The following is a 24,637-nucleotide window of genomic DNA, read 5'->3' on the forward strand; positions in this document are numbered from 1 at the left end:
AAAAAAAATAAATTTACATTGCTTTTTTATTTTTAGCAATGTAAATTAACTATTTTTAAATACTAGCTAGGCGTTTTGAAGTGCTAATAACGCTATCAGGATTAAGTGACATTGAGCTAATGCCTTTTTGTTTTAGCCAAACAGCTAAATCTATATGATCACTTGGACCTTGACCACAAATTCCTACATATTTGTTTGCTTTTTTACAAGCTGTAATTGCTCTTTCTAACATAAATAAAACCGCTTCATCTCTTTCATCAAAATCAGCCACTAAAATATCCATTCCACTATCTCTATCAAGTCCTAAAGTAAGCTGGGTTAAATCATTGCTACCTATACTAAAACCATCAAAATATTCTAAAAACTCATCGCATAAAATAGCATTACTAGGCACTTCGCACATCATAATCACTCTTAAGCCATTTACACCACGCTTTAAGCCATTTTTTGCTAATAGATTTATAACTGAATTTGCTTGTGATAAAGTCCTTACAAAAGGCACCATAATTTCAATATTATTTAGCCCCATTTCATCTCTTGCTATTTTTAAAGCTTCACATTCAAGCTTAAAGCATTCCGCAAAACTAGGAGCTAAATACCTACTTGCACCACGAAATCCTAGCATGGGGTTTTCTTCGTGCATTTCGTAAAATTCTCCGCCTAATAATTTTCTATATTCATTAGTCTTAAAATCACTAAGTCTAATAATCACAGGCTTAGGATAAAAAGCAGCTGCAATTGTAGCTATACCTTCGGCTAATTTTGATACAAAAAATTCTCTTGCATTAGCATAGCCTTTACTAGCTTCATTTATTTTATTTCTTAAATCATCATTTATATTGTCGTAATCTAAAATAGCATTGGGATGAATGCCTATGTGATTATTTATAATAAACTCAAGTCTAGCAAGTCCTACACCATCATTTGGCATTTGTGCGAATTTGAATGCTAATGCAGGATTTCCCACATTCATCATTATTTTTACACCGCAATTTTGCATTTCAAATTCTTCATTTTCAATTACTTCGTATTTTAATGCCCCTTCATAAACCCTACCTTCATCTCCATGAACACAACTAACGCTTACTAAATCTCCATCTTTTAATATAGTTGTAGCATTACTAGTGCCAACTACTGCACCAATTCCTAGCTCTCTTGCAATAATTGCTGCATGACAAGTCCTACCACCCCTATTTGTAACTATTGCTGCGGCTTTTTTCATAACAGGTTCCCAGTTTGGATCGGTCATATCAGTAACTATTACATCTCCAGCATTTACACGAGAAATCTCGCTAATATCGTTTATAACCTTAACTATCCCAACGCTTATTTTTTGTCCTATTGCTCTACCTGTTATTAGGACTTTTGATTCTTCTTTTAATTTATAGCTTATATCTTTTTTCTTTTGAGATTGAACGGTTTCAGGTCTTGCTTGAAGTATATAAATCTTACCATCTAATCCATCTAATCCCCATTCTATATCCATAGGTCTTTTATAATGCTCTTCTATAATTAAAGCATATCTTGCAAGTTCGTTTATTTGCTCATCATTTAGGCTAAATTTATCTTGCATATTTTTAGCTACATCTACTACTTTTACGGCGTTTTCTCCTGCTTTTCTTTCTTCTTTAAATTCCATTTTAATTAGCTTTGAGCCGATTTTTCTTGAGATTATTGCTTTATTATTGTTTTTTAGGCAAGTTTTTGATACATAAAACTCATCAGGATTCACCGAGCCTTGAACCACACATTCGCCTAATCCATAAGATGAAGTGATAAATACAACATCTTTAAATCCACTTTCAGTATCAAGGCTAAACATAACCCCGCTACTTCCTTTATCACTTCTTACCATACGCTGAATACCAGCACTAAGCGATACTTCAAAATGTGAAAAACCCTTATGCACTCTATAAGAAATCGCCCTATCATTATAAAGTGATGCAAAAACCAAACGGATTTTATCCAATATATCATCAATTTCACTAACATTCAAAAAAGTTTCTTGCTGACCAGCAAAAGAAGCATCAGGCAAGTCTTCTGCGGTAGCTGATGAACGAACAGCAAAAGTGCCTAATCCATCGCTATCTAATTCTTTATAAAACTTAATGATTTGCTCTAAAAATAAAGGCTGAAAATTAGCTTTAGTTATTAAGCTTCTAATTTTTGCACCACACTTAGCAAGTGCATCTAAATCATCAGGATTTAAATTCTTTAACTCATTAGTAATTATTTCATCTAAATTATTGTATTTTAAAAAATCTCTAAAAGCTTGTGCTGTAGTTGCAAAACCATCAGGCACTCTAACCCCACTACTAGCAAGATTTGAAATCATCTCGCCTAAACTAGCATTTTTACCACCAACTATTTCTACATCGCTCATTCTAAGTTTTGAAAAAGCTAAAACATATTCCATTTTCACACTCCTTTTTGATAGAATTATTTTATTTTAACAAGCAAGGATAACTTAAATGAAACAATTAAATAAAAAAATTGTGTTTTTTATAAGTGATGGAACAGGAATAACCGCTGAAACATTTGCTCACTCGGTATTAGCTCAATTTGAAGATGAATATGTTTTCACACAAATTAGAGAACCTTTTATAAATACTGAAGAAAAGGCGATTAAGGTTGCAAATAAAATTAATGAATTAGCAAAAACCGATATTCCGCTAGCATTTAGTACTTTAATTAATGTAAATATTGCTAATCATATTAAGAATTCTAATTGTGTTTTTATAGATTTATTAGAGCCTTTTGTTAGCTTAATTTCAAATAAATTAAATGTAAAACCAAGCATAAAACAAGGTCTATCTCACTCAAACACTCATAATAAAAATTATCAAAATAGAATAGAAGCTATTAATTTTACTTTAGAACACGATGATGGGCAATTCATCTACGCACTTGATAATGCTCAAATAATTTTAATAGGGGTTTCAAGATCAGCAAAAACACCAACTAGCCTTTATCTTGCTATGCAATATGGAATTAAGGTAGCTAATTATCCACTAACTCCTGATGATTTTAAGGCTTGTGCTTTGCCTAATGCTTTAAAACCTTATAAAAACAAGCTTTTTGGTCTTAGCATAGACCCATATCGCCTAAGTGAAATACGCAACGAAAGGCTGCCTAATTCTGAATACGCAAGTATAATTAATTGTAAAAATGAAGTAAAAAATGCGGAATTTTTAATGAAGATAAACAATATCCCATTTTTAAATATCACAAATAAAAGCATAGAAGAAGTAACTTCTACTTTATTAGATATATTTGACATACATAATTAATTATTACTTAAAAATAATTATTAATTATTAATATTTATCTTATAAGATTTTTTATATTTATATTAAGGAGATAAAAATGAAAAATCTTATAAAAATTAGTGTAGCAACAACTCTTTCAATTAGTTTATATGCTAACAATATAAATGAAGAAATTGCTGCAAAAGAATATGATGCTCAAAAACTAGCAGATATTATTGTAAAGTTAAATGTTATGGGAGATAAAAGCAAAAAACCAAATCATCATAAGGGTTTTTGCGTAGGTGGAGTTTTTAAGCCAGATAGTAATATTAATGAATATTTTAACATTGAGCTATTTAAACAAAAAAGCATACCTGTAAATGGAAGAGTTTCTTTAGGTGGTGGTGAATTAAATGATAAAAGTAAAGCAAGGGGTTTAGCTATTAAGCTAGAAGGAGATAATGATAATTGGACTATGGTAATGCTAAGCAATCCAATTAATTTTGCAAAAACTCTAAAAGAATTTGGATATTTTCACGAAATGCAATTACCTGATGAAAATGGTAATGTAAATAAAGAAAAAATAAAACAAGCTTTTAGCGAAGTTCAATCTTTTAAAAATTTTGCAGAATATACTAAAAATATAGGGTTTTCAAAAAGTGTTGCTAATACTCAATTTTACAGCGTTCATACTTTTTTCTTTGATGATAAAAACAATAACAAATTTCCAGCTAGATGGACTTTTAAACCAAAAGATGGAGTTAAATTTTTAAGCGAAGAAGAAATAAAAACAACAAGCAATGATTATTTAGCAAAAGATTTTCAAGAAAAAATAAAAAATGCTCCTATTGAATATGAATTATTTTTTACATTACCAAATGAAAATGATGAATTGTATTCAACAAATGCTTTATGGCAAGGAGAACACAAGCAAATTTTCGCAGGGACTTTGCAACTTACACAATATAATGGCTTAGATTGCAATCTTGATGTATATTTTCCTTGGGATATGGCAAAAGGAGTATATGAGCCAAAAGATGAACTTTTTATACCAAGAAACGAAGCTTATGTAATAACTTTTGGTTATAGACAATAAGCTAAAGGGGGTTTTAGAATTTGAAATATTAATTTCAAATTCTAATTATTTTAAGAGTTTATATATTTCATTAAAGTTACATAGCACAAATACGCCATAGCAATGGTAATTAACCAACCTATTAAAGCAAGTAGTTTAGAGTGTTTATAATCTCCTACTATGTTTTTCTTATAAGCTGCAATTAATATCACACATAAAGCAATAGGCAATATAAAACCATTTAAAGTCCCTACCAAAATTAATACTGCAGTTGGTTTTCCTATAGTTGAAAATACTAAAGTAGAAAATATAATAAAGGCTATTATTATATTGTTTTCATTCTTTTTAAGCCAAGGACTAAAGCTTGATATAAAACTAACTGATGTATAAGCACAGCCAACTACTGAAGTAATAGAAGCAGCCCAAATTACAATACCAAAAACAACACTACCAAAATTACCCAAAATATATTCAAAAGGAGTAAGAGCTGGATTGTTAGGATTTAAACTAACGCCTAAAGAAATAACCCCTAAAACTGCTAAAAATAAAAATACCCTAATAATACTAGCTATAATTATTCCTGAAACCGAACTTTTACTAACTTCTTTTAGGTTTTCAACACCACAAATCCCCGCATCAAGTAAGCGATGAGCACCTGAAAAAGTAATATATCCGCCAACCGTTCCGCCTATTAAAGTAACCAAGCTTAAAGCATCAAATTTTGATGGAGCAAATGTCTCAATAGCTACTTCTTTTAAAGGTGGATTTGATTTAAACACAATATAAATTATTATAAGTATTAATATAGCACCTAAAATCTTAGCAAATCTATCCATATGTGCACCTGCGTCTTTATTAATGAAAATACCTATAGCAATTACTGCACTAATACAAGCTCCTAAAATAGGATTTATCCCAAAAATAGTCTCAAATCCAAGTCCAGCACCTGCAATATTACCTATATTAAATGCAAGTCCACCTAAAATTATCAAAAATGATAATAAATATCCTACACCTGGAAAGACCTTATTAGCAATATCTTGAGCTTTTAATTTACTAACTGCAATAATTCTCCATACATTAAATTGAACCCCAATATCCATTAAAACCGACATTAAAATAATAAAAGCAAAACTAGCCCCTAAGCTTTGCGTAAAGCTAGCAGTTTGAGTTAAAAATCCAGGTCCAACTGCTGAAGTAGCCATTAAAAATGCAGCACCTAATATAGCTTTATTATTTTTCATTAATTACTCCTTATGCTTATATTGTTTTCTTCTAAAGTTTTTTTGATTTTTTGTGCGAATAAAAGTGCTTTTTTGCTATCTCCATGAACGCATAAACTATCAGCTTTTATATTAATTTTTTTACCATTTTCACTGATTACATATGAATGTTTTATCATATTTAATACTTGATTTATTGCTTCATCTTCATTTTCAATTAAAGCATTTTCTTTAGTTCTTGATACTAATAAACCATCATCTGTATATCTTCTATCAGCAAAAACTTCACTAATACTATTAATACCTACATCATTTGCTGCACTAATTAAACAAGAATTGCTAAGCCCCATTAATGCTATATCTTTGCCTAATTTTGCAACTTCTATTGCAATATTTTTTGCTAAGTCTAAATCAACACAAGCCATATTATATAAAGCTCCGTGCGGTTTAACATAGCTTAATTTTACCCCCACTAATTCGCACATTTGCTTAATCGCACCAAATTGATAAGCAAGTAGTGCTTGTAATAATTCTTTATTTAAATTCTCATTAGTTCTTCCAAAATTTGCCCTATCATTAAAGCTTGGGTGAGCTCCTATTCTTAAATTATATTCTTTAGCTTTAATTAAAGTATTATATATTTCTTTATATCCACCAGCGTGAAGCCCACAACATACATTAACAGAGCTTATTAAAGCTAATATCTCATCATCATTTTGCATACCTTCAGCTAAATCTGAATTAAAATCAATTCTCACTTGCATACTCCTTTATTTGATTTATATGTGAAATTCTTTCTTTTTTTGCCATTAGAGCTTCTTCAATACTTACTAATTCAAAACTAATCTTAGAATTAATTCTACTTTGAGCAAAAAGCCCTAAATCAGCTTCAATTACTTGAGCAATTTTTGGATAACCGCCTGTTGTTTGTGCGTCTTTTAATAAAACTATAGGCTCTCCACTACTTGGCACTTGAATAGTTCCTGCACTAACTCCGTGAGATGGCAAGCTTAATTCATTGATTAAATTAAGTTTAAAATCACTATTTAGCCTATATCCCATTCTATTACTTGAGCTTGATATATTAAATTCTTGATTTAATAAATTATGCTTTGCTTCATCACTAAAAAGCTCCCATTCAGCACCTTTAATTATTCTTATTTTATCTCTTGGTTTTATCCTAGATACTGCTATTTGAGATAAATTCATTCTTGAACCTATGCTTAATTCATCGCCTACTTTTAATGCTCTACCATTAAATCCACCAAAAGATGCGCTAAGATTTGTAGAAGCTGAATTAAGAACAAAATCAGCACTAAAACCACCATAAGCACAAATATAAGCACACATTCCTGACATAGCTCTTATTAATCTAAGAGTTTTTCCTGCTTCAATTCTAATTCTATAATTATTATGAATTGGCTTTTCATCTATGAATGCTTCATAATTTGCCCCTGTGATACAAAAAGTCATTGCCTTATTACAATATATTTCTATCCCACCTAAAATCACTTCAATTGCAGGTGCATTTAAGTCATTTCCTAATAAAGCATTACCTAACATAAAGCTCCACTTATCTAAAGCCCCACTCTCATTTACCCCATAACCTTTATACGAAAACCTACCTAAATCTTGAATAGTTGCAATTGATGATATTTTTGTAATTTTCATAATCTCTCCTTAATGCTATTGATTACAAATTTTAATCTATCACCTGCTTTTAAAAGGCTCGGATTTTCGCTATTTACATCAAATAATTTTGCCTTTGTATTTCCTATGATATTCCATCCACCTGGACTTTGATAAGGATATATTCCTGTTTGAGCTCCGCCTATACCAACCGAACCTGCTGGAATTTTAAGTCTTGGGGTGCTAAGCCTTGGAGTGTGTAAAATCTCATTTAATCCACCCAAATATGCAAATCCTGGTTGAAAACCTATAAAATAAACATCATAAATAGGCTCGGCGTGTAATTTAGCAAACTCACTCATACTCATACCTTTAGCCTTTGCAATTACCTTTAAATCAAGTCCTAAATCCCCACCATAATCAACAGGAATTTCAATCAATCTTCCTGATAGCTCTAGTGGTTTAGTGCTAGTAATTAACTCATTTAATTTACTTTGTAAATCTAATAAATCTTTATAATTTAAATCACTTGTTAAGACATAAAGAGTATTCATTCCGACCACTACTTCTTTTATATAAGGCATATCTTTAATTACTAAATTAAGTGCATAGCATAGGCGTTGTTTTTCTATGCTTATTGGAGGCTCAAGATATAAAAGCAATGAAGTTTCGCTTGTAATTTTAAATTTGTTATACATAATCATCCTTTAAATTTATTTTTTTTAATACTAAAACACACTATATTCGCTATCTTTTCTATCCGTTACAAACATATATCCAGGAGAATGAGTTATCATAATATCAGGCTTACTAGTAAGTGCTATGCTTTGCGGAGTTACCCCACAAGCCCAAAATACACATTCTTCATCAGGATAAATAGTAGATGCGTCTCCAAAATCAGGATTATTAATATCTTTAATACCTATTACACTAGGATTTCCTATATGAACAGGTGCTCCATGCACGCTAGGATAAAGAGCTGTTGCGGTTGTAGCTTTGATTAAATCTTTATGTTTAATTGGTCGCATTGAAACAACCATTTTTCCATAAAACTTACCAGCACTTGCACAATCAATATTTGTAATATACATAGGCACATTATGATCTTCATCAATATGTCTTAAAGGTATATTGTGATTTAATAAAGCTGCTTCAAATGAAAACGAACAACCTATTAAAAAACTCACATAATCATCTTTAAAATGATTAATAATATCGCTTGTCTCTTCTACTAATTCGCCTTTTTTATATATTCTATATTTAGGAATACTAGTTCTAATATCTGCATTATTTGCACTTGTTTTTGTAAGATATTCTCCCGCGTCTAAGACTTCAATTAAAGGACAAGGTTTAGGGTTTCTTTGACAAAATAATAAAAAATCATAAGCATCACTTTTAGGCAAAATCGCAAGATTAGCTTGAACATAACCTTTACAAACCCCTGCTGTAGGTTTATTGAATTCATTTTTAGAAATTAAAGCTCTTAACTCTTCTGGTCTCATTTTTTCTCCTTTTTGAAATTGTAGTGTGAAAAAATGTGAAGAAAAGTAAAAATATAAAAAACTTAACTAAAATTGTTACAAAATTACACAATTAATTATATATAAAATAAGTATTAAATATATTGATTATTTATATTAAAAATTAAGAAATTATTGCAATATAACAAATAATTATTGTAATATTTTATATATCTATTTCATAACTAATTTTAATTAGAATAATGATTTTAGGGGAGCAAAAGCTGAGAGTAGGCGTAATAGTCTTGACCCTTTGAACCTGTTTGGGTAATGCCAGCGTAGGGAGATACAAATTTTTAATCCTTTCTTAGCATTCCCATAAATTGATTTTATGGAGAGTTGTATGAGTAATTTTTTCTTGTGGCTTGGAGCTAGTATTTCGCTAGCTGAAATTGAAGCCGGTAGTTTATTTTCAGGTCTTATTTTAAGTGATTCTTTATTTGCTATATTTTTTGGACATTTTTTAGGTGGAATTTTATTTTTTGCTATGATGTATATTAGCACTAAACTAAAATGCAATGCTATGGGTAGTCTTAAATATTTTTACTCACAAAATGGCAAAATATTCTTTTCATTTTGCAATTTTCTAGCTTTAATTTGCTGGAGTGCAGTTATGATTATGAGCGCAGCAATACTACTAAATGGACTATATCCAAATACAAATTTTAACTTAGTAGCAATTTTGTTATCATCACTTTTAATAATATGGCTATTCTTAAAACAAAATTTATTAATGTTAATAAATAATTTTATAGTTTGCATACTTTTTTTGATAGTAATTTATATTTTTTATAACTTAATTAATCTTAATTTAAACCAAATAGAAGTTAATAAAATAAACTTAATAAATGCTATTGAACTAAGTATTGCTATGCCAATTTCTTGGCTTGCATTAGTTGGTGATTATACAAAATATTTTAAAAATCCAATAAAAGATAGTTTAGTAGCTTCAGTCGCGTATTTTCTAGGAAGTTCACTTATGTATATAATTGGATATTTAACCATGAAATACTATAGCGACCTTTCTAGTTTTTTAATCACTTTAAAATTATCAATGTTAATAATATTTTTGATTATTTTTTCAACAATAACAACAACATATTTAGACATTTTTTCAGCTAATGAAAGTATTAAAAATATAAATAATAAATTTGGTAATAAAATTACAATTTTATTAATAATCTTTATCGCTTTATTAATAGCTATTTTTATACCTTTTTCTTTATATGAAAATTTTTTATATACATTAAGTTCAGTATTTTTACCTATGGCATCGGTTATGGTATGTGTATATTGTTTTAAACTAAAAAATTCAGCTAAATTAAATTTTTTAATTTGGTTTATTGGATTTTTAATTTATCAAATACTGATTTATTTTGATTTTTTAGCATCAATTTTAACTTTTTTAATCATTTTAATTTTAACCTTAGGAGGAGAATATGTATCAAAACATTATGCAAAAAACAAGAAATCATAAAACTTTAGTAGAAAGTATTACAAATTATGTAACGATAAATGACTCAGCTAACGCTATTTTAGCTGTTGGTGGCTCACCTATTATGGGAGATTTTTATGAAGAAGTTGGCGAAATTGTTACAATTAGTAATGCGGTTTTGCTAAATATCGGGCAGTTAAACGAAAATCTAATAAAAGCCCATAAAAACGCAGCCTTAAAGGCAAATGAATTAAATATTCCTATTGTTTTTGACCCCGTTGCAGCAGGAGTTAGTAATGCAAGAAATAATTTATGTAAATATTTAATGCAAAATATAAAATTTTGTGTAATTAAAGGCAATGCAAGCGAGATAAATTATCTAGTAAATAAGACATTAAATACAAGTGGCTGCGATAGTAGTGATGAAATAAATCAAAATGATTTAGAAAAATACATTGATTTTGCTAAAAAACATAAAACTATTTTGGTAATCACAGGTAAAAATGATTTTATCATCAATAAAACAAATGTTTTTATGCTAAGCAATGGTTCGGCAATGCAAACAAAAATCACAGGTGCAGGTTGTATGCTAGGCAATATCTTAGCCGTTTTTGTAGGGGCAAATGATGATAAATTAAATTCTGTAATCACAGGTATAAGTGCATTTAACATAAGTGCTGAAATAGCCGAAACTAAAGCAAATGGCACTATGTCGTTTAAAATGCACTTAATTGATGAGTTAAGCAAAATTGATGGAACTACCATAAAAGAAAGGATAAAAATTGAAAAACTTAGATGAAATTTTAAGATTTTATGCAATTAGTGATGATATATACACTAAAGAAGATGAATTATTAGATATTTGTGAGATTTTATTTGCAAATCATGTAACTTGCTTTCAAGTAAGAAATAAAGCGAATAATTATAGCCTTAATACACTTTTAAAATTAAAAAATCTTTGTGAAATAAAAAAAGTAGCTTTAATAATAAACGATGATTTAGACCTTGCAATTAAGCTAAATGCTGATGGTATTCATCTAGGACAAAGCGATATAAACAAAAATCTAAAAATACCAAAAAATATGTTTTTAGGAATAAGTGCAAGTAATTATGAAGAAGCGTTAAAAGGCTTACAATTAGGAGCGAATTATCTAGGCATTGGAGCAATTTATGAGAGCAATACTAAAAAAGATGCAAAAATACTAAGCAAAAATGACCTAATAAAAATAGTGCAAGAAATAAACATTCCTAAAGTGGCAATAGGAGGATTAAATTATCAAAATATAGACAATTTAAAAGAATTTAAAATAAAAAATATAGCTTGTATAAGTGCGATTTATGAAAATCAAAATTATAAAGCAAATTGCGAAAAATTATGGAAAAAGATTTCTCTTTTATAATTGACCTTGATGGCGTAATCATCAATAGCGTTGGCTTTTGGCAAGAATTAGCTAATGGATATAATTTAGATGATTTAAGTTTTTATGATGGGCTTAAAAAAATTGATGAATTAAACAAAACTAAATTAAGTAAAAAAATCATTAAAACTTGCATTGATTTTTATAGCAAAGAAGCTAATTTATGTATAGGTGTAAATGAGTTTTTAGCCAAATTTAGAGCTTATAAAAAGTGTATTTATACAGCTAGTCCATTTGCAAAACTTGTTTTAAAAAGATTTGATATTTTAGATGAATTTGTTTTCATTCAAGATGAAAGAAAATATTTAAAAACTACTCAAATAGCTTTAAAAACTTGTATGAATAAGCTAAATACTAATAAATTTATTTTAATTGATGATAGCTTTAAAATAATTGATTTAGCTAATAAAAACGACATTTTTAGCGTTGGAATCAATTGCGAAAATGCAACAATAAATATTAAAAACATAGGAGAATTAAATGAAAAAGATATTAAGTATAGCTGGAAGTGACCCATCTGGTGGGGCTGGGTTGCAAGCTGATATAAAGACAATTCAAGCTCATAAAATGTATGCAATGAGTGTAATTACAGCCTTAACTGCTCAAAATACTAGCGGGGTTTTTGGCGTTTTAAGGGTTGATACAGATTTTATAAAAGCTCAAATAAAAGCTTGTTTTGATGAATGCGAAATAGATTTTGTAAAAATCGGAATGCTTTATGATGAAGAAATTATAAATTGTGTTAAAAATACTCTAAATGGATATAGTAAAATCGTATTAGATCCAGTAATGGTATCTACAAGTGGTGCAAGATTGCTTGATGAAAGGGCGATTAATGCTATAAAAGATTTTGCAAAAAATGTTTATTTGATTACTCCAAATTTATATGAAGCTGAAGTTTTGTTAGGCGAAAAAATCACAAATGAAAAAGATGCAATAAATGCAGCAAAAAGTCTAGAAAAAACTCTAAATTGTAAGGTTTTGTTAAAAGGTGGACATTTAAAAGCAAGTGATTTTTTAAGCGAAAATGGTGAAATTACTATTTTTAAAGGCGAAAAAATAAAAAATATTGTAACTCACGGCACGGGTTGCACTCTAAGCTCTGCAATTGCTTGTAATTTAGCTTTAAACGAAGATATTAAAACAGCTTGTAAAAATGCAAAAGATTATGTAAGTAATGCTTTAAAAAATAGCTTTAATTTTAATTACAAAGTAAAATTATTAAATCATTTTGTAGCATTATAGTTTTAAGCTTTAATTTTAAAATATATTTTTTGAAATTAAAGCTCTTAACTCTTCTGGTCTCATTTTTTCTACTTTTTGAAATTGTAGTGTGAAAAAAAATGTGAAGAAAAGTAAAAATATAAAAAACTTAACTAAAATTATTACAAAATTACACAATTAATTATATGTAAAATAAGTATAAGGTTTTTATTATTAATTTATAAAATATAAAAGTAGTAAAAATATAATATTTAAAGCTTTAAAAGAATTTGAAATTCCTTAAAACTTTAAATACATATAAAATTATTTAACTTTTTCTACTGCATCAAGTATTGTTTTTTGAGATTTTATATCGTTTATATCAGTTTTAAAATATAATTCAACTCTATTATTTTTGATAGATTCTAAACTATTATTATCAAATCTAGGATTGTTTGCTCCATAGCTTTTGATACTAAGTTTTGATGAATCAACCCCGCTTTTAATAAGTATCTCAAGGACTTCTCTAGCTCTTGCAGTCGCTAAATCAAAACTTGTTAAATAACTATCATCATTATCGCTAAATCCACGAATTTCAAGCTGAACCCCATCTCCTAAGCCTTGCATAATCATTTTAATTCTTTTAAGATATAAAATATCATCACTATTTGCAACTCTAGTTTCATCTTTATTAAATAACAATATTGAAGGAAGTTCCATATAAAATTGGTTTTCTCTTTGATCTAAAATAGCTTTTAGTTTTTCTATACTTTCTTGCTGATTTATATTTTGAGCTTGTAAAGCACGAGATTCTTCGTTATTTGATGGGCTATGTTTGCCATCTGTTTTACTCTCTTTTTCTACCACCTGCGTGCTTGGAAAATCAAAAATCTTTACAAATTCTTTAGTTAAAGCCTTTGCTTTATCAGTATTTACCGAAGCAATAGCGTAAAGTGCGATAAATAACGCTAGTAATAATGAGAAAAAGTCTGCTAAAGGAACAGCCCATTTCTCGCATGCTGGTATTGGTGGGCACTTTTTTTTCTTAGACATTATTATTCACCAAATTGTGATTTAGGTACTAAACCATGTGGGAAATATAAAAATAGCTTTTGCTCTAAATCTCTTGGATTTGCACCTTCTGCTATACCAACTACCCCAGCCATCATAAGCTCTTTTTCTACTATTAAATCATGTCCGTTACCTTTGATTTTGTTTCCCCAAGGCACAAACACTCCATAACAACAATAAATCCCTGTAACCGTAGCCGTAAATGCACCCGCAATACCCATCGCCATTGCTTGCGGATTATCAAGTAATTGAAGTGCTAACATAAGACCGCACACCGCTCCAACAAGTCCGAATGTAGGACAAGACTCACCTACACGACAAAAGAATTCCCTACACTCATCATAATAAGTTTCTGAATGAGAAATATCAAGCTCCATACTTTCTTTTATCTCTTCAACATCTTTACCATCAACCATCATCATCATTGCTGATTTTAAGTAGTGATTATCTATTTCAGCTACTTTTGGTTCAAGTGCTAAAAGCCCATCTTTTCTAGCAATAGAAGCAAATTCTATTAGCTGATCGGTTCTTGCTTGAAAATTAACCCCACTACCTTTAAAAACTATTTTAAGCTCTTTAAAAGCTCCTTTTATAAAATATTTATTCGTTCCAACCATAGTAGAGAAAAATGCTGTTGGTAAAACGATTAAAACCGATGAAATATGAATAAGGTGTAATGGGTTACCACCTTCTAAAATATCCCCTACGCAAATAGATGTAAGAGCTAAAACCATTCCTAAGACCGTTGTTAAATCCACATTTTTTCCTTTATTTAAATCTTAAAATATTACATTCATTTAGTTAAAATTTCTTCATTATATACTTTTATGCAATTTTTGCCAGCATTTTTAGCAGCATACACTGCTAAATCGGTTTTTTTCATAAAATCATTAGAATTTGTAATAGTAGTAGGTAAAATTGTAGCCACTCCTATACTAATACTACTTTTCCATCTATCATCTAGCTTATTTCCTACTTGAATATTTAAACTTCTAGTAACATTTAAAAGTGTTTTTGCTAATAACATAGCACCATCAATATCTGTATTTGGTAGTAAAACAAAAAACTCATCTCCACCAAGTCTTGCTAAAACATCATCAGTTCTAATAGTTTCTTTGATTGTTTGCGAAAACTCTCTTAATACCTTATCGCCCATTTCGTGTCCATAAGTGTCATTTACTTCTTTAAAATTATCTAAATCAATCATTAAACCACTTGTAATTAATGAATTTTCTTTAGCTTCATTTAAAATAACTTCTAAAACTTCAAATAAATGTCTTCTATTTGGCAAATTTGTTAATACATCTGTTAAAGCTATACTTCTTAAAGTTTGATTTGTTGCTGCTAATTCTCTTGTTTTCTCTTTCACTTTTAATTCAAGATTTCTTTTAAGTTCTAATAATTCACTATTTTTCTTAACTACAACATTTAAAAGATTACTAAGAGCTTTTACTAAAGGTGCTGTTTGCTTATTTTCATTTTGAACTACTATCTCATAAGCTTCTTTAGCTTCAAGACCTTGATTAATTAATTCTATTTGTTTTGCCATATTTTGGTCAATCCCTAAAATATGAAAAGCAAGCCAAGAAATCAAAAACTCTAACAAACTCTTAACAGCTTCTTTATTAGTGCCATCTCCAACATCATCATATAATTGCTTAGTTTGTTCTATAAACATTTTATGACTTAATTTATGCTCTTGAAAAAAATCACTAAAAATATTTACATTTTGCATTAGCGTTTCTTCTTCTGAAAAATGCTCTTTAGCATAGTTTAAAATACCATTAAAAGCTTCATCTAACTCATTTTTATTTAAATTCTTTTCGCTTAATTTTAAAGCTAGTTCATTGATTAATTGCACTAAATAATAATGCTGCTTATCAACATTATCAATATTTGTTTCATAGTCTTTATTCCAAGCAAATATTATTTCCATAACCTTTCCCTTTATTTTAATTTATCCCAACTTTTCCCAACACTCAAACTCGTTTTTAGTTTAACTTTTAAACCATAAGCATTTTCCATTATATTTTGAGCTATTTTTGAAAATTCCAATACATATTCATCTTTTACTTCAAAAATTAACTCATCGTGAATTTGCAATATCAATTTTGCATTTTCACTCAAATATGGATAAATCTTAATCATAGCTAATTTAATTAAATCTGCTGCCGAACCTTGCAAAATGCTATTTATACATTCTCTATCGTTTGCATTATTTATCTTAATATCATTTGTATATTTGAAAAATCTTTTCCTACCTAAAAGCGTTTTGATATAACCTAAATCTTTTGTTTGTTTTTTTGTATTTTCAAAATATTCTTTAATCAAACTAAAAGAAGCAAAATATTTTTTAATATAATCACTAGCATCACTATATGGTATTTTTAACTCTTCACTAAGTCTTCTAGCACCCATTCCATAAATTAGACCAAAATTTATGCTTTTTGCATAATTTCTTTTATCTTTATCGCTCGTGCCAAAAATCTCAATAGCAGTTCTTGTATGAATGTCTTCATCAAATAAAAATGCTTTTAATAAATTTTCATCTTGGCTAAAATGAGCCAACATTCTAAGCTCAATTTGAGAATAATCAAGACTAATAAATGAATAACCAGTTTGCGGGATAAAAGCTTCTTTTAAATAACTTGCGTATTTGCTTCTAGCAGGGATATTTTGTAGATTTGGATTGTTTGAGCTAAGTCTTCCTGTTGCTGTGCCTGTTTGTAAAAAGTTTGAACGCACTTTGAAATTCTCTTGATTATCTACATTTAACTCAAGCAATGGTAAAACATAAGTGCTAAGGACTTTGCTAGCGGTTCTATATTCTAAAATCAATTCAGCAATAGGATGCTCTATGCTTTGTAAGGCTGCTTCATTGGTTGAGCCTTTATGATTATCAGGTAGTTTTAATTTATCATATAAAATCTCTTTAAGTTGCTTTGGAGAATTTAAATTAAAGCTTAAGCCAACCATATTAAATATCTGATTTTCTAATTCTTTTAAATTAAGCTCTAATATATTTTGAAGATTTAATAATTTTTCTTTATTTAGTGTAATTCCATTATTTTCTAAAGAAATTAAAACTTTAATAAACTCACATTCAAAATCAAATTCTTTTTTGCGTTCATCATCTAAGTTTTTAAAAGCGTGTTCATAAATTGCTTTAGCTATAAACGCATCTTCACTTGCATATTCACAAGCTAATTTGGTATTAATATCGCTAAAATTTTCGCCCTTTTTAACTACTTCTTCATAAGCTAAACAAGTATAATCAAAATACTCCTTAGCAAGATAATCAAGTGAGTATTTAGAACTTGAATCAAGTAGCCAAGCAGCTATCATACTATCTTTAAATTTCTTTGGATACGAAATACCTAAGTCATTTTTCAGCATTTTTAAATCAAATTTTAAATTATGACCTATTATTACTTTTTCAAATATCTTATTTATAGCTTTTATTGCATCTTCTTTAGCAATATTTTTTGCATTTTTATGTAGTATTGGAACATAATAGCTTTTATCTTGATTGCAAAACGAAAATCCAACTATCTTATCATCATAATTAAGCCCTGTTGTTTCGGTATCAAACCCAACCTCATCGCCTAAATTGTCTATAATCTTAAATAATTCTTCTTTATCATCTAATAAGGTTTTTGTATATTTTAAGCTTACTTGTTTTTCTTCTTTTATCTCGTTTTGTTTATCTATAAATTTTAAGAATTTAAATAATTCAAATTCTCTTAATTCATCTTCAATATTATTAAATATATTAATACTTGGCTTACTAGCCTTGCTTAGAAAATCTCCTAAAGGCAAATCATCAACTAATTTTGCTAATTTTTTAGATAAAACTGCATCATCTTTATGTTCGGATAATTTTTTTTGAGAACTTTTATTGCCTAATATATTTAGATTTTTATATACATTATCAAGGCTATCGTATTCGTTTAATAGTTTTTTAGCAGCAACTGGTCCAATACCAGGAATACCTTTAAAATTATCAGCACTATCGCCTACTAAGGTTAAATAATCAAGCATTTGATAAGGCTTAACTCCAAATTTCTCAATACAAGCTAACTCATTTATAATCTCATAATTCTTACCAATTAGCTCAGTATTATTATCATCAAGCAATTGATAAAGGTCTTTATCGGTTGAATAAATGCTAGTAAATAAGCCTTGTTGCTTAGCAAACTTACTAACACTAGCAATAATATCATCAGCTTCATAATTAGGAATTTCTATTGATAAAAATCCTGATTTTTTAATAAGCTCGATACATACTGGAATTTGCTCTTTTAATTCAGGCTCTAATTCTTTTCTATTAGCCTTATAATCAGGCAAAAGCTCTTTTCTAAATGACCCGCCAGAGCTATCAAGTGCAAAAACTACATAATCACATTCAATTTCTTCAACAATTTTTAACATAAAATTTAATAAACCAAATATCATTCCTATTGGTTTTTCATCTTTTGCACTTTTTAAATTCCTCATCGCATAATAAGAGCGAAATAGCACATTTAAAGTATCTACTACTATTATTTTTTTCATATTTTCTACCTTTGATTTTGCCTTTATGTTATCAAAAGAATAATTAATAAAACTAATAAAAAACTAATTTTCATTTTTAATTTACTTTAAAGTTTAATTTAATAAATTTCGTGTTTTTTAAAGGAGATTTTATGAAAAAAATTAGCGATTTTATTTCAAAAAATTTAGCTATTTTGGTTTTAGTTTGCACTGCTTTTGCTTTGTTTTATCCAAGTATTTCTAATATTATTAAGACAAGTTATGTTAATTATTTGCTTGGAATTATTATGTTTGGAATGGGGCTTAGCGTTAGAGCTAGTGATTTTAAGGAATTATTTTTAAGACCTAAAGATGTGATTATAGGTATTTTTGCACAATTTATAATAATGCCTTTTATAGCTTTTGTTTTGATTTTTGTTTTCAAACTTGATAGTGCTTTAGCAATAGGTGTTGCTTTAGTTGGTGCTTGTCCTGGTGGCACTAGCTCAAATGTGATTAGCTACCTAGCAAAAGCTGATGTTGCTTTATCAGTTAGTATTACAAGCTGCACTACGATTTTAGCTCCGATAATTACTCCATTTATTACTTATTTATTAGTTGGAAAAAGCATTGATATTAACGCTATTTCAATGTTTGTTAGCATTATTCAAGTAATAATTATTCCTATTTTATTAGGTGTTTTAGCTCATAAGTTTTTACCTAAAATTACTGAAAAATTACAAGATACTTTGCCACTTATTTCAACCTTTGGAATTGTAGCTATAGTAATGAGCGTAGTTGGTGCAAATGCAACAAAAATCTTAGATAATTTAGGCATTATTTTAGTAGTTGTAATGCTTCATAATGTCTTAGGCTATCTTTTAGGCTTTTTTGCGGGAAAAATCTTTAAATTAGAATTAGCAAAACAAAAAACTCTAGCAATAGAAGTAGGAATGCAAAACTCAGGCTTAGCTGCTTCACTAGCAACTACTCATTTTGCTGCTTATCCTTTAGCTGCTGTTGTGGCTGCTTTATTTAGCGTGTGGCACAATATTTCAGGTGGGATTTTAGCAACAATTTTTAGAAGATTTTAATATTTATAATTCCTATTTTAATTTTAAAATAGGAATTATTTTAAATTAATTTGTAAAACTAAACTAGCTTCTTTTAAATAATCAACAACTTTTTTTAATCGTTTTAAATTCTTCTTCACTTTTTGGCTTTTCGCCTGTTTTTTCACATTCAGCTAAGTATTTTTCATAGCTTTGAGTTTTTGTTTTAAAAAATGCTTTAAGCTTTTTAAACATTGCTTGTCCTTAATCTTGTATAAGCAAACTTGCTTCTTAATTAACCTCAAGCACAATTAGAATTTAAACGCTCTTTCTCACGCTTTAAAAATTCTTCTTTGCTTAAAGGCTCTTCATTTGGGTATTTTTCCTTATGTTCTCTTAAATAAGCTTCATAATCAGGAATACCACAAGCTGCTTTGAGTTTATCAAAAAATCCCATAGCTTTCTCCTTAAGTTAAAATAAAATCTAAAGATAACATAAAAGATTTGCTAATCAATCTCTTTTATGCTCTAATCTAAATTCTCTTGGATTTTGTGGATTTTTACCTTGCCATAATCCTAATTTATTGGCTCTTGCGTATTTTTCATCATCTAAATATTTTTTCGTATAGTTTTGATACGACCACGCACAACCATTTCTTACCATTGCTTTATTTATATCTTCGCCATTAGCATAGACAATGCCTACAACCCGTCCATATTTATCTTTGTCTTTAATCTCTAACTTAATATCTTTATTTTTAAGAAAATCACTTAGCATATTTTTACAAAATTGCCCGTATTCTTGAGCGCTTTCTGGTGCATCTATGCCATAAAATCTCACTTTGATTTTTTCTCCTTTGCTAAGCAAAACTATAGTATCTCCATCACTTACTTTTTCTAGTAAATACTCTTTAGTAAAAGAAGTAAAATAAGAAAAATTTGCAACTACTAAAAAAACAATTAAAGCAATTATTTGATATTTAAATGGTAATTTTTTAATTAATTGCATTTGTGCTTTTGTTGGTTTTTTCATATTAATCCTTAAAATTATTTTTTTATATAATATTATTTTTAAAAGGATTTTACAATGGTTTTTATAAAAGGTTTTATATTAATATTATCATTAATTGTTGCTATCGGAGCTCAAAATATGTTTGTAATAAAACAAGCAATATTAAAAAATCATATAATTTTAATATGCAGTATTTGTTTTATTTGCGATGCTATTTTACTTGCTTGTGGAGTATTTGGAGTTGGTAAAGTATTATTAAAAAATGAAACAATGAGTTTAATAGTTACAATTTTAGGTATATTATTTTTAATCACTTATGCGATGATTTCACTAAAATCAGCCTTTATGAACACTAATTGTGATTTTCAAAATGATAATGAAAAATTAAGTGTAAAAAAAGCAATAATTTTAACCTTAGCAATTACTTTACTAAACCCACATGTTTATTTAGATACCATATTTTTAGTTGGAGCAAACGCTATAAATATTCAACAAAATGAAAGGATATTATTTTTCTTAGGTGGTGTATGTGCTTCTTTTTTGTGGTTTTTTTCTTTAGGATTAGGAGTTAGTAAAATTAGTAAAATACTTTTAAATAAAAAAATATATTTTTTTATAGAAATATTAACTAGCCTAATAATGATTTATATAGCTTATGATTTATTAAAAATTTTAATCAATTAGCCGTAAAATAGCTTTTTCGTTATTATTTTACGCTTTCTAATTTTAACTTCTTGATGATTTTAAATTCTAGTATTTAAAACACTAGTCTAATCTTAGAATTTTAATTTTTATTTATACATTAAGCTTTGTTATAAAAATAACAGAGCTTAATGTTTTTATAACTTTAAGATAAAAATATTAAATCAGTTTTGTGTTTTATTTTTATTCTTAGCTTTTTGCACAAAGTATAATGCTATTAACGCTATTACAAATCCTAAGATAAAAGTTAAACCATAAGAAGCATATAGTTCTAATGCCAAACGCTCTTGCGATATAAATTTATCAAATTCCCCTACACTTTTTACTAAGTTAATTGTTGCTTCAATATTTTTCAACGAGTTATAAGGATTATTAGGATTCTTTAAATACAACATAAAAGCAAATACCTTAGTGCTAAATAAACTAGCAGCTATTAAACCTACAATAACACCAATACCGATATTTTTCTTTTTTTTCATTTTTTCCTTTAATTTTATTTTCTTTATTTTTAATTTTAAAATGGATTAAAGGCAAAATATAGGCAAAATAACTTTGCAATATTTAATCTTACAAATTATTTAGCTTTTAATAATTCTGTTCTTTGCTATTATCTTTTGCACTAATTTTGCCGTTATTTGGTATTGAAAACCAATTATTACTTAGCCTATAGCTTGTAAAATTTTTTGATAATTACTTTGTTGAATTGCTTTATATACAAAATAAATATCTATTAAAACATAAATATATAAAGCCCATAAAATAAATATCCCTATAAAAAGAAATACACTAATTAAGCCTATTAAAAATATTCCTAATTTTAAAAAACCTAAAGACCTATTACCTTGATAAAACCTATCAATACCTAATATCCCGAAGAAAAACCCTAAATTCATTGCCAATATAGGGTGTTTGTAATTAATACAAGAAAGATTTTTGAATTTCTCTTCACTTAAGCTGTCAAGTTTATTGCTTAGCATAAACTTTTGCTCGCTTGATATTTTATTATCAAGCAACATTAAATAAGAACTTTTGTCCATAATGACTCCTTTGATTAAATAAAAGAGCTATTGTAATACCCCCCCCCGCTAACAAGAAGTTAATGGATTAAAATTATTTAATAATTATTCAAGATTTTTAAAAATAAAATTATAAAAAAAAGATAAAAAATATTTGCTAATAAAGATAATTTGTATTAGCTAACTAGCTACTTATCTTTATCAGCATTTTGTTTTACGCTTGCTTGTTTGTTCTATGAAAAACTCCTTTTTAGTTAAAGGAGTTTTATCAGGGTGCATTTTCTTAAAATGCTCTAAATATTTTTCATAATCAGGTGCTCCAAGCATTGCGTAAAAAAACTCACGAAGCTGCTTTTTCATAAACCACTTCTTTAAGTGGAATGCTAAACCTATTAGAATAACTTTCTTTCCAAATTAGAACGAATTTAATTCCAACTATTATGGTAACTAATAAGAAGAAAATCGTTAAAATAGCATTTACTACATTAGAATGTGCCACTTGTTTAGCTTTATTAAATTCTTTTAAAGTCGCTTCACTATTATCTCCTGCATTAATTTTTACTAATAATTCATCAGCTTTAGCAAAATTAATTTGAGCTGTTGCTACGTGAGAAATTGAGTTTGTGATTTTGCTTTCACTTTGTGGTAATACCTTTGCAATACCTGCTGTAAATGTAGTTGAGATTACAAAAAGCGCAGGTAAAACAATAGCTAAGATATACTTTCTTTTTCCCATTTTAATAAATACAGAGCCACATAAAAACATAGCAACTACTGCTAAAAGTTGATTTGATACGCCAAAAAGCGACCAAAGTGAATAAATTCCGCCAAGTGGGTCAATCGCACCACCATATAAGAACCAGCCCCATCCAGCAACACAAATTAAAGTAGCGAATATATTTGCTCCTAAATTACTTGTGTTTGCAAGTGGCTTATAAACATTTCCTAACATATCTTGAACCATAAACCTACAAGTTCTAGTTCCCGCATCAACCGCTGTTAAGATAAATAATGCTTCAAATAAAATAGCGAAGTGATACCAAAATGCCATCATTTCCTTTCCACCGATTAGCTCGTGAATAATTAATGATAAGCCTATTGCAAATGTAGGTGCTCCACCTGTTCTACTTAATATAGTGCTCTCACCTATATCATTAGCAAGTGTTTGAATATCAGCAGGAGTTACGCTAAATCCCCAAGCACTAATAGCTGCACTCGCACTCTCAAGTGTCGTGCCTATAATTGCTGGTGCTGAATTTATTGCAAAATATACTCCAGGTTGAAGTATGCAAGCAGCAATTAAAGCCATAATAGCAACCGCACTCTCCATTAGCATTGAACCATAGCCTACCATTTTTGCTTGTGTTTCATTTTCTAGCATTTTTGGACTTGTTCCACTAGAAATTAATGCGTGAAAGCCTGAAATCGCCCCACAAGCAATATTTATGAATAAAAATGGAAATAATCCACCTGCAAAAACAGGGCCTGTGCCATCTATAAAATGTGTAACTTTTGCCATTTTAATTTCAGGAGAAACTAAAACAACACAAATAGCCATTATCAAAATTACACCAATTTTTAAAAATGTTGAAAGATAATCTCTTGGTGCAAGTAAAAACCAAACTGGTAAAATCGCAGCTATCATTCCATAGCCCATCATTATAAAGCTAAGTTCAAGAACGCTAAAATCAAAATGTCTTGCTAAATCAGGGTCGTTTGATACAACTTTTCCTAAATATAAAGCTATCATAAGTAAAACAAAGCCAATTATACTAGCTTCTCCGACTGCACCTGGGCGAATAAATCTCATATAAATTCCCATAAAAATAGCAATAGGAATTGTTGAAGCTATTGTAAATGTCCCCCAAGGAGAATGTGCTAAAGCTTTTACAACAACCATAGCTAAAATAGCAATGATAATTAACATAATAAGAAAAATTCCTATCATAGAAACAACACCAACGAAATTCCCCATCTCGTCTTTAATCATTTCGCCAAGACTTTTTCCACCGCGTCTGCTTGATACAAAAAGCACAACAAAATCATGCACGCTACCAACTAAAACGCCACCAATTAATATCCATAATACACTAGGCAAATATCCCATTTGAGCTGCTAGGATTGGTCCAACAAGTGGTCCTGCACCTGCAATTGCAGCAAAGTGATGGCCAAATAAAACATATTTGTTTGTAGGAACAAAGTCTTTTCCATCGTTAAGTGCTACAGCAGGAGTAATCTTAGTAGCATCAACGCCGCAAAGCTTAGTTTCTATAAACAAAGCATAAAATCTATAGCCGATTGTATAAATACAAACAGCAGCTACAACTATCCAAGCAGCATTTATTGTTTCGCCATTATTTAAAGCAATAACGCCCATACAAAATGCTCCAAGAATAGCAACAACTATCCATAAAAGCTTATTCATAGCTTCTCCTTAAAAATAAATTAATTTTTTAATCTAATTAAAAATGTGAGTAAGTATTATAATCTAAAATTATAATACTTATAAGAATTTTATATT

25 protein-coding genes, 1 pseudogene and 1 riboswitch are annotated in these 24,637 nt (G+C 28.6%); of the genes and pseudogenes, 9 read left to right on the plus strand and 17 right to left on the minus strand.

Translation table 11 applies throughout. The features are described from left to right. Nucleotides 1-55: 55 nt before the first annotated feature. A complete protein-coding gene (ppsA, locus tag AVBRAN9333_RS06865; RefSeq protein ID WP_336609667.1) occupies nt 56-2,416 on the minus strand; it encodes a phosphoenolpyruvate synthase in 2,361 nt (786 codons plus the stop codon). Nucleotides 2,417-2,471: 55 nt separating this feature from the next. Between ppsA and ppsR the strand changes: the two genes are divergently transcribed. Then, a complete protein-coding gene (gene ppsR / locus AVBRAN9333_RS06870) occupies nt 2,472-3,290 on the plus strand; it encodes a posphoenolpyruvate synthetase regulatory kinase/phosphorylase PpsR (protein ID WP_214120410.1) in 819 nt (272 codons plus the stop codon). Nucleotides 3,291-3,366: 76 nt separating this feature from the next. After that, the gene (locus AVBRAN9333_RS06875) at nt 3,367-4,344 is read left to right on the plus strand and encodes a catalase (RefSeq protein ID WP_214118345.1); all 978 of its coding nucleotides are present in this window, start codon (nt 3,367-3,369) and stop codon (nt 4,342-4,344) included. Between the two features lie 50 nt (nt 4,345-4,394). On the opposite strand, the gene AVBRAN9333_RS06880 is transcribed toward AVBRAN9333_RS06875, so the two are convergent. The 5 genes and pseudogenes from AVBRAN9333_RS06880 to AVBRAN9333_RS06900 form a co-directional block, all read right to left on the minus strand. Further along, complete coding sequence (locus tag AVBRAN9333_RS06880; protein ID WP_214118343.1) at nt 4,395-5,567, minus strand: NRAMP family divalent metal transporter; 1,173 nt, start codon at nt 5,565-5,567, stop codon at nt 4,395-4,397. Further along, nucleotides 5,567-6,304 (minus strand): 5-oxoprolinase subunit PxpA, encoded by a 738-nt coding sequence (locus AVBRAN9333_RS06885; protein WP_336609668.1) that lies wholly within the window; start codon nt 6,302-6,304, stop codon nt 5,567-5,569. Before AVBRAN9333_RS06885 ends, AVBRAN9333_RS06880 begins: the two co-directional genes overlap by 1 nt. Further along, a complete protein-coding gene (locus tag AVBRAN9333_RS06890) occupies nt 6,294-7,217 on the minus strand; it encodes a biotin-dependent carboxyltransferase family protein (RefSeq protein WP_214120412.1) in 924 nt (307 codons plus the stop codon). The genes AVBRAN9333_RS06885 and AVBRAN9333_RS06890 overlap by 11 nt, the downstream gene beginning before the upstream one ends. Beyond that, the gene (pxpB, locus tag AVBRAN9333_RS06895) at nt 7,214-7,873 is read right to left on the minus strand and encodes a 5-oxoprolinase subunit PxpB (RefSeq protein WP_214120413.1); all 660 of its coding nucleotides are present in this window, start codon (nt 7,871-7,873) and stop codon (nt 7,214-7,216) included. Before pxpB ends, AVBRAN9333_RS06890 begins: the two co-directional genes overlap by 4 nt. A 30-nt stretch (nt 7,874-7,903) precedes the next feature. Then, nucleotides 7,904-8,680 (minus strand): annotated as a pseudogene (locus AVBRAN9333_RS06900) (putative hydro-lyase); the annotation flags it as partial. A 216-nt stretch (nt 8,681-8,896) separates the two neighbouring features. Beyond that, nucleotides 8,897-8,997, plus strand: a riboswitch (TPP riboswitch). Nucleotides 8,998-9,038: 41 nt separating this feature from the next. Here AVBRAN9333_RS06900 and AVBRAN9333_RS06905 point away from each other — a divergent pair. The 5 genes from AVBRAN9333_RS06905 to thiD are packed head-to-tail and all read left to right on the plus strand — an operon-like array spanning nt 9,039 to nt 12,793. Next, nucleotides 9,039-10,172: a cytosine permease gene (locus tag AVBRAN9333_RS06905; protein ID WP_336609669.1), complete on the plus strand. Its 1,134-nt coding sequence runs from the start codon at nt 9,039-9,041 to the stop codon at nt 10,170-10,172. Next, a complete protein-coding gene (thiM, locus tag AVBRAN9333_RS06910; protein WP_239802916.1) occupies nt 10,150-10,929 on the plus strand; it encodes a hydroxyethylthiazole kinase in 780 nt (259 codons plus the stop codon). Before AVBRAN9333_RS06905 ends, thiM begins: the two co-directional genes overlap by 23 nt. Next, a complete protein-coding gene (thiE, locus tag AVBRAN9333_RS06915) occupies nt 10,913-11,530 on the plus strand; it encodes a thiamine phosphate synthase (protein ID WP_336609670.1) in 618 nt (205 codons plus the stop codon). The genes thiM and thiE overlap by 17 nt, the downstream gene beginning before the upstream one ends. Then, the gene (locus AVBRAN9333_RS06920; protein ID WP_336609671.1) at nt 11,506-12,060 is read left to right on the plus strand and encodes a hypothetical protein; all 555 of its coding nucleotides are present in this window, start codon (nt 11,506-11,508) and stop codon (nt 12,058-12,060) included. Before thiE ends, AVBRAN9333_RS06920 begins: the two co-directional genes overlap by 25 nt. Beyond that, a complete protein-coding gene (thiD, locus tag AVBRAN9333_RS06925; RefSeq protein ID WP_336609672.1) occupies nt 12,029-12,793 on the plus strand; it encodes a bifunctional hydroxymethylpyrimidine kinase/phosphomethylpyrimidine kinase in 765 nt (254 codons plus the stop codon). Before AVBRAN9333_RS06920 ends, thiD begins: the two co-directional genes overlap by 32 nt. A gap of 282 nt (nt 12,794-13,075) precedes the next feature. Here thiD and motB read toward each other — a convergent pair whose 3' ends face one another. Genes motB through polA form a run of 4 tightly spaced genes read right to left on the minus strand, consistent with a single transcriptional unit; the run spans nt 13,076 to nt 18,376 of the window. Beyond that, a complete protein-coding gene (gene motB, locus AVBRAN9333_RS06930; protein WP_214150479.1) occupies nt 13,076-13,804 on the minus strand; it encodes a flagellar motor protein MotB in 729 nt (242 codons plus the stop codon). Between the two features lie 2 nt (nt 13,805-13,806). After that, nucleotides 13,807-14,580 carry a flagellar motor stator protein MotA gene (gene motA / locus AVBRAN9333_RS06935; RefSeq protein ID WP_214118320.1) on the minus strand — a complete coding sequence of 258 codons (774 nt, stop codon included), beginning with the start codon at nt 14,578-14,580 and terminating at the stop codon, nt 13,807-13,809. 35 nt (nt 14,581-14,615) lie between these two features. Beyond that, complete coding sequence (locus AVBRAN9333_RS06940) at nt 14,616-15,758, minus strand: GGDEF domain-containing protein (RefSeq protein ID WP_336609673.1); 1,143 nt, start codon at nt 15,756-15,758, stop codon at nt 14,616-14,618. Nucleotides 15,759-15,769: 11 nt separating this feature from the next. Further along, entirely contained in the window at nt 15,770-18,376 is a 2,607-nt protein-coding gene (gene polA / locus AVBRAN9333_RS06945; protein ID WP_336609674.1) for a DNA polymerase I, read from the minus strand. A 131-nt stretch (nt 18,377-18,507) separates the two neighbouring features. Here polA and AVBRAN9333_RS06950 point away from each other — a divergent pair, with 131 nt between their 5' ends. Beyond that, nucleotides 18,508-19,428, plus strand: a complete 921-nt coding sequence (locus AVBRAN9333_RS06950) for a bile acid:sodium symporter family protein (RefSeq protein WP_214118314.1) — start codon at nt 18,508-18,510, stop codon at nt 19,426-19,428. Nucleotides 19,429-19,509: 81 nt separating this feature from the next. On the opposite strand, the gene AVBRAN9333_RS06955 is transcribed toward AVBRAN9333_RS06950, so the two are convergent. Genes AVBRAN9333_RS06955 through AVBRAN9333_RS06965 form a run of 3 tightly spaced genes read right to left on the minus strand, consistent with a single transcriptional unit; the run spans nt 19,510 to nt 20,419 of the window. Further along, nucleotides 19,510-19,641: a hypothetical protein gene (locus AVBRAN9333_RS06955; RefSeq protein WP_275591981.1), complete on the minus strand. Its 132-nt coding sequence runs from the start codon at nt 19,639-19,641 to the stop codon at nt 19,510-19,512. Between the two features lie 46 nt (nt 19,642-19,687). Then, nucleotides 19,688-19,843 carry a CstA-like transporter-associated (seleno)protein gene (locus AVBRAN9333_RS06960; protein ID WP_214118312.1) on the minus strand — a complete coding sequence of 52 codons (156 nt, stop codon included), beginning with the start codon at nt 19,841-19,843 and terminating at the stop codon, nt 19,688-19,690. 54 nt (nt 19,844-19,897) lie between these two features. After that, entirely contained in the window at nt 19,898-20,419 is a 522-nt protein-coding gene (locus AVBRAN9333_RS06965) for a thermonuclease family protein (RefSeq protein WP_336609675.1), read from the minus strand. A gap of 54 nt (nt 20,420-20,473) precedes the next feature. Between AVBRAN9333_RS06965 and AVBRAN9333_RS06970 the strand changes: the two genes are divergently transcribed. Then, nucleotides 20,474-21,082 carry a LysE/ArgO family amino acid transporter gene (locus AVBRAN9333_RS06970; RefSeq protein ID WP_336609676.1) on the plus strand — a complete coding sequence of 203 codons (609 nt, stop codon included), beginning with the start codon at nt 20,474-20,476 and terminating at the stop codon, nt 21,080-21,082. A gap of 182 nt (nt 21,083-21,264) precedes the next feature. Here the strand turns inward: AVBRAN9333_RS06970 and AVBRAN9333_RS06975 are convergent, their stop codons facing one another. The 4 genes from AVBRAN9333_RS06975 to AVBRAN9333_RS06990 all read right to left on the minus strand — a co-directional run bounded on the left by AVBRAN9333_RS06975 (nt 21,265) and on the right by AVBRAN9333_RS06990 (nt 24,541). Next, nucleotides 21,265-21,579, minus strand: coding sequence for a hypothetical protein (locus AVBRAN9333_RS06975; RefSeq protein WP_214120420.1), 315 nt, complete (start codon nt 21,577-21,579; stop codon nt 21,265-21,267). 180 nt (nt 21,580-21,759) lie between these two features. Further along, entirely contained in the window at nt 21,760-22,137 is a 378-nt protein-coding gene (locus tag AVBRAN9333_RS06980) for an NINE protein (RefSeq protein ID WP_214118308.1), read from the minus strand. Nucleotides 22,138-22,317: 180 nt separating this feature from the next. Next, entirely contained in the window at nt 22,318-22,476 is a 159-nt protein-coding gene (locus AVBRAN9333_RS06985) for a CstA-like transporter-associated (seleno)protein (RefSeq protein ID WP_214118306.1), read from the minus strand. Then, nucleotides 22,457-24,541, minus strand: coding sequence for a carbon starvation CstA family protein (locus AVBRAN9333_RS06990; RefSeq protein ID WP_336609677.1), 2,085 nt, complete (start codon nt 24,539-24,541; stop codon nt 22,457-22,459). Before AVBRAN9333_RS06990 ends, AVBRAN9333_RS06985 begins: the two co-directional genes overlap by 20 nt. Between the last annotated feature and the right edge of the window lie 96 nt (nt 24,542-24,637).

Source organism: Campylobacter sp. RM9333, assembly GCF_020137705.1.
In the GTDB taxonomy this organism is placed as follows: domain Bacteria; phylum Campylobacterota; class Campylobacteria; order Campylobacterales; family Campylobacteraceae; genus Campylobacter_E.

Excerpts from the sequence above, each read along its gene's own strand:
- AVBRAN9333_RS06975 (WP_214120420.1), bottom strand. The coding sequence starts at position 21,579 with ATGAAAAAAAAGAAAAATATCGGTATTGGTGTTATTGTAGGTTTAATA.
- AVBRAN9333_RS06950 (WP_214118314.1), top strand. The coding sequence starts at position 18,508 with ATGAAAAAAATTAGCGATTTTATTTCAAAAAATTTAGCTATTTTGGTT.
- AVBRAN9333_RS06955 (WP_275591981.1), bottom strand. The coding sequence starts at position 19,641 with ATGTTTAAAAAGCTTAAAGCATTTTTTAAAACAAAAACTCAAAGCTAT.
- ppsR (WP_214120410.1), top strand. The coding sequence starts at position 2,472 with ATGAAACAATTAAATAAAAAAATTGTGTTTTTTATAAGTGATGGAACA.
- AVBRAN9333_RS06890 (WP_214120412.1), bottom strand. The coding sequence starts at position 7,217 with ATGAAAATTACAAAAATATCATCAATTGCAACTATTCAAGATTTAGGT.
- AVBRAN9333_RS06990 (WP_336609677.1), bottom strand. The coding sequence starts at position 24,541 with ATGAATAAGCTTTTATGGATAGTTGTTGCTATTCTTGGAGCATTTTGT.
- AVBRAN9333_RS06980 (WP_214118308.1), bottom strand. The coding sequence starts at position 22,137 with ATGGACAAAAGTTCTTATTTAATGTTGCTTGATAATAAAATATCAAGC.
- AVBRAN9333_RS06905 (WP_336609669.1), top strand. The coding sequence starts at position 9,039 with ATGAGTAATTTTTTCTTGTGGCTTGGAGCTAGTATTTCGCTAGCTGAA.
- AVBRAN9333_RS06880 (WP_214118343.1), bottom strand. The coding sequence starts at position 5,567 with ATGAAAAATAATAAAGCTATATTAGGTGCTGCATTTTTAATGGCTACT.
- AVBRAN9333_RS06940 (WP_336609673.1), bottom strand. The coding sequence starts at position 15,758 with ATGGAAATAATATTTGCTTGGAATAAAGACTATGAAACAAATATTGAT.
- AVBRAN9333_RS06965 (WP_336609675.1), bottom strand. The coding sequence starts at position 20,419 with ATGAAAAAACCAACAAAAGCACAAATGCAATTAATTAAAAAATTACCA.
- AVBRAN9333_RS06985 (WP_214118306.1), bottom strand. The coding sequence starts at position 22,476 with ATGAAAAAGCAGCTTCGTGAGTTTTTTTACGCAATGCTTGGAGCACCT.
- AVBRAN9333_RS06920 (WP_336609671.1), top strand. The coding sequence starts at position 11,506 with ATGGAAAAAGATTTCTCTTTTATAATTGACCTTGATGGCGTAATCATC.
- thiM (WP_239802916.1), top strand. The coding sequence starts at position 10,150 with ATGCAAAAAACAAGAAATCATAAAACTTTAGTAGAAAGTATTACAAAT.
- AVBRAN9333_RS06960 (WP_214118312.1), bottom strand. The coding sequence starts at position 19,843 with ATGGGATTTTTTGATAAACTCAAAGCAGCTTGTGGTATTCCTGATTAT.
- AVBRAN9333_RS06875 (WP_214118345.1), top strand. The coding sequence starts at position 3,367 with ATGAAAAATCTTATAAAAATTAGTGTAGCAACAACTCTTTCAATTAGT.
- pxpB (WP_214120413.1), bottom strand. The coding sequence starts at position 7,873 with ATGTATAACAAATTTAAAATTACAAGCGAAACTTCATTGCTTTTATAT.
- AVBRAN9333_RS06970 (WP_336609676.1), top strand. The coding sequence starts at position 20,474 with ATGGTTTTTATAAAAGGTTTTATATTAATATTATCATTAATTGTTGCT.
- motB (WP_214150479.1), bottom strand. The coding sequence starts at position 13,804 with ATGTCTAAGAAAAAAAAGTGCCCACCAATACCAGCATGCGAGAAATGG.
- ppsA (WP_336609667.1), bottom strand. The coding sequence starts at position 2,416 with ATGGAATATGTTTTAGCTTTTTCAAAACTTAGAATGAGCGATGTAGAA.
- polA (WP_336609674.1), bottom strand. The coding sequence starts at position 18,376 with ATGAAAAAAATAATAGTAGTAGATACTTTAAATGTGCTATTTCGCTCT.
- thiD (WP_336609672.1), top strand. The coding sequence starts at position 12,029 with ATGAAAAAGATATTAAGTATAGCTGGAAGTGACCCATCTGGTGGGGCT.